We start from the raw sequence: 7945 nt of genomic DNA on the forward strand, positions 1-7945 counted from the left end.
GCCCCCTTGTCGGGGCGGCGGACCGGAGACCCCATGCGCGCCTTTCTCTTTCTCATCTGTCCAGTGCTGCTGTTCCTCGGAGCCAGCTACCTGCTGCCGTTCCTGGGGATCGTGCAGCTGAGCTTCACCGATCCCGATCCGGGGCTGGCCCAGTACAGCCGCGTGCTGACCGAGGATCTGCCGACTGGCGTAATCTGGCGGACACTGCGCCTGTGCGTGATGGTCACGGCCGTGTCGGTGAGCTGCGCCTATGTCATCACATTGCTCTGGGTGCGGGGCTCGCCGCTGGTGCGCTCGATCACCGAGCTGTGCATCATGATCCCGTTCTGGATCTCGGTGCTCAGCCGCGCGTTCGGCTGGCTGTCGATGCTGTCCAACCGTGGCCTGCTTAACACGTGGTTGCAGGACATGGGGCTGATCGACAGCGCCATCCAGATGACCCGCAACGAGTTCGCCGTGGTCGTCGGCATGTCGCACTACCTGATCCCTTTCGCGGTCTTCCCGCTGGCAACCGCCATGCGCAATGTCGATGAGCGCGTGCTGACCGCCGCCGACGGCATGGGCGCCACGCGGCTACGGATCTTCTGGCAGGTGTTCCTGCCGATGACCGCCAGCGGCATCATGGGCGCGACCCTGCTCGTCTTCGTCTTCTCGATCGGCTTTTACGTGACCCCTGCGCTGCTGGGCGGCGGACAGTCGGTGCTGGTGGCCGAACTGATCTACCTCTGGATCTTCCAGATCCCGCAATGGGGCATGGCCGCCGCGATGAGCGTGGTGCTGATGCTCGGGGTCGGGGGCATCCTCTACGTGCTGATGCGGCGCTACGGGGAGATGGCGAAATGAACAGGCTTCGTCCCGGCATTATCGCCACGCTTCTTTCGGGCCTCGTCGCGGTGTTCCTGCTGATGCCTCTGATCGCCGTGGTGCCCGTCAGCTTCACCTCGCGGCGCTACCTGTCGCTGCCGAACGGCGACTGGTCCTGGCGGCACTACGCCGCGCTGTTCGAGGATCCCGAGTGGGGCCAGAGCCTGCTAACATCGCTGCAGGTCGGCGTGCTGGCCAGCCTTCTCGCGGTGGCGCTGGCGGCGGCCTTCTGCATCGGCATCTGGATGCTGCGCCCGCGCGGTGCGGGGCTGATGACCGGCTTCGTGCTGCTGCCGATGGTCGCGCCGCCCGTGGTGTCTTCGCTGACGCTGTACTTCTTCCTCAACCAGATGGCCCGCTGGAACGACATCATCGCCTACGACAAGCTTGGCGGCGTGGTGCTGGCGCACATGGTCATGGTCATTCCCTATGCGGTCGTCGTCGTCATGGTCTCGCTCAGCCAGCTTGATCGGCGCATGGACCTCGCCGCCCAGTCGATGGGGGCCAGCGTGCCGACCCGCGTCGTCGGGGTGATCCTGCCCAACATCCGCTTCGGCCTGATCGGTGCGTTCTTCCTGTGCTTCCTGCTCAGCTGGGACGAGATCGGCGTGACGCTCTTCGTCACCTCGGTCGAGACGATCACCCTGCCGCGCCGCATGTGGATGGGACTGCGTGACAACGTCGATCCTTCGATCGCCGCGCTTTCGGTGCTGCTGATCTGCGTGGTGACCCTGCTGGTCGTCATCCGCGCCGCGATGCTGATGCGCAAGGAACGCTCGCGCTGATCCCGCCCCATTCCTGCGCCCGTAGCCCGGGCGCGGACCGAACCCACCCGGAACTTCCGCACAAAAGAAAAGTGTGACTCATGCATTTTGGACTGACCGAAGAACAGGAGATGATCGTCTCCACCGTGCGCAGCTTCGTCGAGAAGGAGATCTACCCGCACGAGGCGCTCGTCGAGCGCAGCGGCGAGGTGCCCGCCGAGATTGCGCAGAACATCAAGCAAAAGTGCCTCGATCTGGGCTTTTACGCCTCGAACTTCCCCGAGAGCGTTGGCGGCCCGGGCCTCAGCCACGTCGATTTCGCGCTGGTCGAGCGCGAGCTTGGCCGCGGCTCGATGGCACTGACCCACTTCTTCGGACGGCCGCAGAACATCCTGATGGCCTGCGAGGGGGAACAGGTCGAGAAGTACCTGATGCCCGCGGTGCGCGGCGAGAAGATGGATGCGCTCGCAATGACCGAGCCCGATGCCGGCTCGGATGTGCGCGGCATGAAATGTCAGGCCGTGCGCGACGGCGGCGACTGGGTGGTGAACGGCTCCAAGCATTTCATCTCCGGCGCAGAGCACGCGGACTTCGTCATCGTCTTCGTCGCCACCGGTGTCGACGAGACCCCGCGCGGCCCGAAAAAGCGCATCACCTGCTTCCTCGTGGATCGCGGCACGCCGGGCTTCGAGATCGCGCGCGGCTACAATTCCGTCTCGCACCGGGGCTACCAGAACAGCATCCTCTATTTCGACAACTGCCGTCTTTCGGACGCGCAGGTGCTGGGCGAGGTCGACGGCGGCTTCGACGTGATGAACGAATGGCTCTATGCCACGCGCATCACCGTCGCGACGAACTCGGTCGGCAGGGCGCGCCGGGTCTATGACCACGCCGTCGCATACGCCGCCGAGCGCAAGCAGTTCGGCCAGCCCATCGGCAAGTTCCAGGGCGTCAGCTTCCAGATCGCCGACATGATCACCGAGATCGACGCCGCCGACTGGCTGACCCTCGCCTCCGCATGGCGTCTCGACCAGGGGCTGCCCGCAAACCGCGAGATCGCCTCGGCCAAGCTCTATGCCTCGGAAATGCTTGCCCGCGTCACCGATGCGGCGCTGCAGATCCACGGCGGCATGGGGCTGATGGACGAATTGCCGATCGAACGCTTCTGGCGCGACGCGCGGGTGGAGCGCATCTGGGACGGCACGTCCGAGATCCAGCGCCACATCATCAGCCGGGAGATCTTCCGGCCGCTGGGAGCCTGAGCCATGTCGCCGCTGAGCCGGTTCTTCTCGCCGAAGGCCGTCACCGTGATCGGTGGCGGCGCCTGGTGCGAGGCGGTGGTGCGCCAGTGCCGTGCCACCGGCTTCACCGGGCCGATATGGCCCGTGCATCCGAAGAAGTCCGAAGTTGGCGGGTTGCCCGCCTATCCGGACCTCGCCTCCTTGCCGGCGGTGCCCGATGCGGCCTTCATCGGCGTCAACCGGGAGCTGACGGTGACCATGGCGCGCGAGCTTTCCGCCATGGGATGCGGTGGTGCGGTGTGTTTCGCCGCCGGCTTCTCGGAGGCGGTTTCCGAGCTTGCCGATGGCGACGCGCTGCAGGCGCAGCTGGTCGAAGCGGCTGGAGAGATGCGGGTTCTGGGGCCGAACTGCTATGGCATCGTCAATGCGCTGGATGGCGTGGCGCTCTGGCCCGACCGGCACGGCATGTCACCGGTCGAGACCGGCGTGGCCGTGATCGGCCAGTCCTCCAACGTGCTCATCAACCTGACCATGCAGCGCCGCGGCTTGCCGCTCGCCGCCGTGGTCGCGGCTGGCAACCAGGCGCAGACCTCGATGTCGGACCTCGGCATTGCGCTGCTTGAAGATCCGCGCATCACCGCGCTTGGCCTGCACATCGAAGGGATCAGCGATCTGCCTGCCTTTGAGGCGCTGGCGGACCGTGCGGCCGAGCTGGGCAAGCCCATCGTCGCCCTGCGCGTCGGTGCGTCCGAGCAGGCGCAGGCTGCGGCAGTGTCGCACACGGCCTCGCTTACCGGCTCGGACGCGGGCGCCCGGGCGCTCTTGCGGCGGCTGGACATCGCACAGGTCGACACGCCGACCGAACTGGTCGAGACGCTGAAGATCCTGCATGTCACCGGGGGCTTGCGTTCTGCGCGCATCGCCTCGGCCTCCTGTTCCGGAGGCGAGGCGTCGTTGATGGCGGATATGGGCGAAATCGCCGGGGTGACCTATCCGGCCCTGACCGATACGCAGAAAACCGGCCTGCGCGCGGCGCTCGGCCCCAAGGTCGCGCTCGCCAATCCACTGGATTACAACACCTATATCTGGGGCGACGAAGACGCGCTGACGGCGACCTTCACCGCGCTCTGCACGGCGGGCGCGGATCTGGGGCTTGGCTGCGTCGTGGTGGACTACCCCCGCAACGACCGGTTCGAGGCGCCCGACTACGATCAGGTCCTGCGCGCCGTCGCGAAGACCCGCGAAGTGACGGGCACGCCGATGGCGCTGGTCTCGCTGCTTTCCGAGGGGCTGCCGGAGCCAGTGGCGATGAAGGCGCTCGAGATGGGCATCGTCCCGCTTTGCGGCATGGGCGACGCGCTGCGTGCGATGCGGGCCGCCGTCACCGTGCCGGGGCGACGCAATGCGCGCCCCGATCCCGTGACCCTGCCATTGAATGGCCACGGCGCAGCGCGGGTGTTCTCCGAGGCCGAGGCCAAGGCGCTGCTGCAAACCTTCGGTGTGCGCGTTCCCGGTTCGGGACGCGCCGGTGAGGCCGGGCAGGCCGCAGAAACCGCAACGCAGATCGGCTTCCCGGTGGTGCTCAAGGGCGAGGGCATCGCCCACAAGACCGAAGCCGGGGCCGTGGTGCTGAACCTGTCCAGCGCGCAGGCGGTTGCGGAGGCCGCCGCGAAGATGCCCGCCGAGAGCTTTCTCGTGGAAGAGATGATCACCGGCACGGTGGCGGAACTGATCCTTGGCGTGACGCGCGACCCGGCCCATGGCTTCGTGCTGACGCTGGGGCTGGGCGGCATCCTGACCGAGCTGATCCGCGACACCGCCTCGGTGCTGATCCCCGCCAGCCGCGAGGACATCGGCGCGGCGTTGCAAAGCCTTCGCACCGCGCCTCTGCTGACCGGCTACCGGGGCCGTCCCGGTGCCGATATCGAGGCGGTGATCGACACGGCCATGGCGCTGCAGCAGCTGGTGCAGGAGCACGCAGGTGCGCTGCACGAAATCGAAATCAACCCGCTGATCTGCCGCGCGACGGACGCGGTGGCGGCGGATGCCCTGATCAGGATGGAAGAATGACCCAGAACGTCTTGACCCATCGCCGCGGCGCGGTGCTCGAAGTCACGCTGAACCGGCCCAAGGCCAATGCCATCGACATGGCGACCTCGCGAGAGCTGGGCGAGATCTTCACCGAATTTCGCGACGATCCCGAGCTGCGCGTGGCGATCCTCACCGCGCAGGGCGAGAAGTTCTTCTGCCCCGGCTGGGATCTCAAGGCCGCCGCCGAGGGCGAGGGAGCCGATGGCGACTATGGCAAGGGCGGCTTCGGCGGGTTGCAGGAGTTGCGTGGCCTCAACAAGCCGGTGATCGCCGCCGTCAACGGCATCGCCTGCGGCGGCGGGCTGGAGCTTGCGATCAGCGCCGACATCATCCTTGCCGCGGATCACGCCAGCTTTGCCCTGCCGGAGATCAAGTCTGGCACCGTGGCCGATGCGGCGACGCTGAGGCTGCCCAAGCGCATTCCCTATCACATCGCCATGGAGCTGCTCTTCACCGGGCGCTGGTTCGATGTCGAGGAGGCGCATCGCTGGGGGCTGGTCAACCGGATCGTCCCCGCCGCCGATCTCATGTCCGAGGCCCGCAAGATGGCCGACGAGCTGGCCGCCGGCCCGCCGCTGGTGTTCGCCGCGATCAAGGAGATCGCGCGCGAGGCCGAGGACATGAAGTTCCAGGACGCCCTCAACCGCATCAACGCCAGCCAGTTCGAGACGGTGGAAAAGCTCTACCGCTCCGAGGACCAGAAGGAAGGCGCCCGCGCCTTCGCCGAAAAACGAGATCCGGTCTGGAAGGGCCGGTAAGGAGATCCCATGACCCTTCAGATGAACCGCAAGCCTTTCATCACTGCCGCCATCACCGGGGCAGGGGCCACGCAGGACAAGAGCAGGCTCGTGCCGCGCTCGCCGGCCGAGATCGCCGAGGCCGCCATAGATGCCGCCAGGGCGGGCGCGGCGGTGGTGCATTGCCACGTCCGCGACCCCGAGACCGGTGCGCCCTGCCGTGACGTGGCGCTGTTCCGCGAGGTGACGGACCGCATCCGTTCGTCCGAGGTGGACGTCGTGTTGAACCTCACCGCCGGGACAGGGGGCGATCTGACCTTCGGCGATGTCGAGACCCCGATGCAGCTGGACACCGCCAATACCGACATGGCGGGCGCCACCGAGCGCATGGCGCATATCCGCGCCTGCCTTCCCGAGATCTGCACGCTCGATTGCGGGTCGATGAACTTTGGGGATGGCACCTACGTGATGACCAACACCACCGAGATGCTGCGTGCCATGGGCCGGATGATGACCGAGCTTGGCGTGAAGCCCGAGATCGAGGCCTTCGACACCGGGCACCTGTGGTTCGCCAAGCAGCTGGTGAAGGAAGGCGTGCTGGACGATCCCGCGCTGGTGCAGCTCTGCATGGGCATTCCGTGGGGCGCGCCGGGGGACATGAACACCTTCATGGCGATGGTCAACAACGTGCCCGCCGGCTGGACCTGGTCGGCGTTCAGCCTCGGCCGGGACGAGATGCCCTATGTGGCCGCAGCAGCCCTTGCCGGGGGCAACGTGCGGGTGGGCCTCGAGGACAACCTCTATCTCGAACGTGGTGTCATGGCGACCAATGCGCAGCTCGTCGAGAAAGCGGCGAACATCCTCGCCAACATGGGCGCCTCGCTGATGGGACCGCAGGACGTCCGCGACCAGCTTGGCCTCGTGAAGCGTGACATGCCGGTGCCTGCATGACCCCCACGACCAAGAAGGCCGCCGTCATCGGAGGCGGCGTCATCGGCGGCGGCTGGGCGGCGCGGTTCCTGCTCAACGGCTGGGACGTGGCGGTGTTCGATCCCGATCCGGAGGCAGCGCGCAAGATCGGCGCGGTGCTTGACCGGGCCCGCGCCTCGCTGCCCGCGCTCTACGACCGGGCGCTGCCGCCAGAGGGCACGCTGAGGTTCTGCGAGACGCTTGAGGAGGCCATGCAGGGGGCCGATTGGGTGCAGGAAAGCGTCTCCGAGCGGCTGGACCTGAAGCACAAGGTCTATGACCAGATCGCCGCGCATCTGCCCGAGGATGGGTTCATCGCGTCGTCGACCTCCGGTTTCAAGGCGTCTGACCTTGCGGCGCACGGCGCGCCGGTGGTCGTGGTCCATCCGTTCAACCCGGTCTACCTCTTGCCGCTTGCAGAGATCACCGGCGCGCCGGAGCTGCGCGCCAGGGCATTGCCCGTGGTACAGTCCATCGGCATGTCCCCGCTGGAGATGCATGCCGAGATAGATGCCTTCATCGGCAACCGCTTTCAGGAAGCGCTCTGGCGCGAGGCGCTGTGGATGATCAGGGACGGCATCGCCACCACCGCGCAGATCGACGACGCGATGCGCATGGGCTTTGGCCTGCGGCTTGCGCAGATGGGCCTTTTCGAGACCTATCGCCTGGCAGGCGGCGAGGCCGGCATGGCCAGCTACATGGAGCAGTTCGGCCCTTCGCTGCACTGGCCGTGGTCCAGGCTCACCGATGTGCCCGATCTCGACGCCGCGCTGGTGCAGGCCATCAGCGACCAGTCGGACGCGCAGTCCGGCCATATGACCATCGCCCAGATGGAAACCCTGCGCGATGACAACCTCGTCGCCATCCTGCGGGGCCTGCGCCGCACCGGCAGCGGCGCAGGGGGCGTGATCACCGCCCATGAGGCGCAGCTCGAGACCGGCGGCGAGATCGACGGGCTGCCGGTCACGCAACGCCGCGCCGTGCCGGTGACCTGGACCGACTATAACGGTCACATGAACGAGGCCGCCTATCTCGAGCTCGGCACCTGGGCCACCGACGGCATGATGAAGCTGGTGGGCGCCGACGATACCTATGTCGCCAGCGGCAAGAGCTTTTTCACCGTCGACACCCGCATTCGGTATCTTGGTGAAGTGCATCGGGGGGCGGTGCTGACCGTGACCACGCAGGTGCTCGAAGGCGTGGGCAAGAAGATGAAGCTCTTTCACCGCATTCTGCAGGAAGACGGCAGCCTTGCGGCCACCATCGAAACGCTCATGCT

7 protein-coding genes are annotated in these 7945 nt (G+C 66.8%); all 7 read left to right on the forward strand.

Going from position 1 to position 7945, the window contains the following annotated elements; all coding sequences use genetic code 11:
* Positions 1-33 precede the first annotated feature (33 nt).
* Positions 34-843: an ABC transporter permease gene (locus tag HC022_RS04490; RefSeq protein ID WP_008887463.1), complete on the forward strand. Its 810-nt coding sequence runs from the start codon at positions 34-36 to the stop codon at positions 841-843.
* The gene (locus HC022_RS04495; RefSeq protein WP_008887493.1) at positions 840-1649 is read left to right on the forward strand and encodes an ABC transporter permease; all 810 of its coding nucleotides are present in this window, start codon (positions 840-842) and stop codon (positions 1647-1649) included. Before HC022_RS04490 ends, HC022_RS04495 begins: the two co-directional genes overlap by 4 nt.
* Positions 1650-1729: 80 nt before the next feature.
* Entirely contained in the window at positions 1730-2890 is a 1161-nt protein-coding gene (locus tag HC022_RS04500) for an acyl-CoA dehydrogenase family protein (protein ID WP_167451508.1), read from the forward strand.
* Between the two features lie 3 nt (positions 2891-2893).
* Positions 2894-4939: an acetate--CoA ligase family protein gene (locus HC022_RS04505; protein ID WP_167451509.1), complete on the forward strand. Its 2046-nt coding sequence runs from the start codon at positions 2894-2896 to the stop codon at positions 4937-4939.
* Entirely contained in the window at positions 4936-5718 is a 783-nt protein-coding gene (locus tag HC022_RS04510) for a carnitinyl-CoA dehydratase (protein WP_008887409.1), read from the forward strand. Before HC022_RS04505 ends, HC022_RS04510 begins: the two co-directional genes overlap by 4 nt.
* Positions 5719-5727: 9 nt before the next feature.
* Positions 5728-6648, forward strand: coding sequence for a 3-keto-5-aminohexanoate cleavage protein (locus HC022_RS04515; RefSeq protein ID WP_167451510.1), 921 nt, complete (start codon positions 5728-5730; stop codon positions 6646-6648).
* Positions 6645-7945 (forward strand): carnitine 3-dehydrogenase (locus tag HC022_RS04520; RefSeq protein WP_167451511.1); only part of this gene is annotated, 1301 nt, incomplete at its 3' end. The genes HC022_RS04515 and HC022_RS04520, both read left to right, overlap by 4 nt.

Origin of the sequence: Salipiger sp. HF18, from assembly GCF_011806505.1 — a bacterium.
GTDB lineage: Bacteria > Pseudomonadota > Alphaproteobacteria > Rhodobacterales > Rhodobacteraceae > Salipiger > Salipiger thiooxidans.

Bases quoted from the DNA above. Each gene is read 5' to 3' on its own strand.
- HC022_RS04490 (WP_008887463.1), top strand. From the start codon at position 34: ATGCGCGCCTTTCTCTTTCTCATCTGTCCAGTGCTGCTGTTCCTCGGA.
- HC022_RS04495 (WP_008887493.1), top strand. From the start codon at position 840: ATGAACAGGCTTCGTCCCGGCATTATCGCCACGCTTCTTTCGGGCCTC.
- HC022_RS04510 (WP_008887409.1), top strand. From the start codon at position 4,936: ATGACCCAGAACGTCTTGACCCATCGCCGCGGCGCGGTGCTCGAAGTC.
- HC022_RS04515 (WP_167451510.1), top strand. From the start codon at position 5,728: ATGACCCTTCAGATGAACCGCAAGCCTTTCATCACTGCCGCCATCACC.
- HC022_RS04505 (WP_167451509.1), top strand. From the start codon at position 2,894: ATGTCGCCGCTGAGCCGGTTCTTCTCGCCGAAGGCCGTCACCGTGATC.
- HC022_RS04500 (WP_167451508.1), top strand. From the start codon at position 1,730: ATGCATTTTGGACTGACCGAAGAACAGGAGATGATCGTCTCCACCGTG.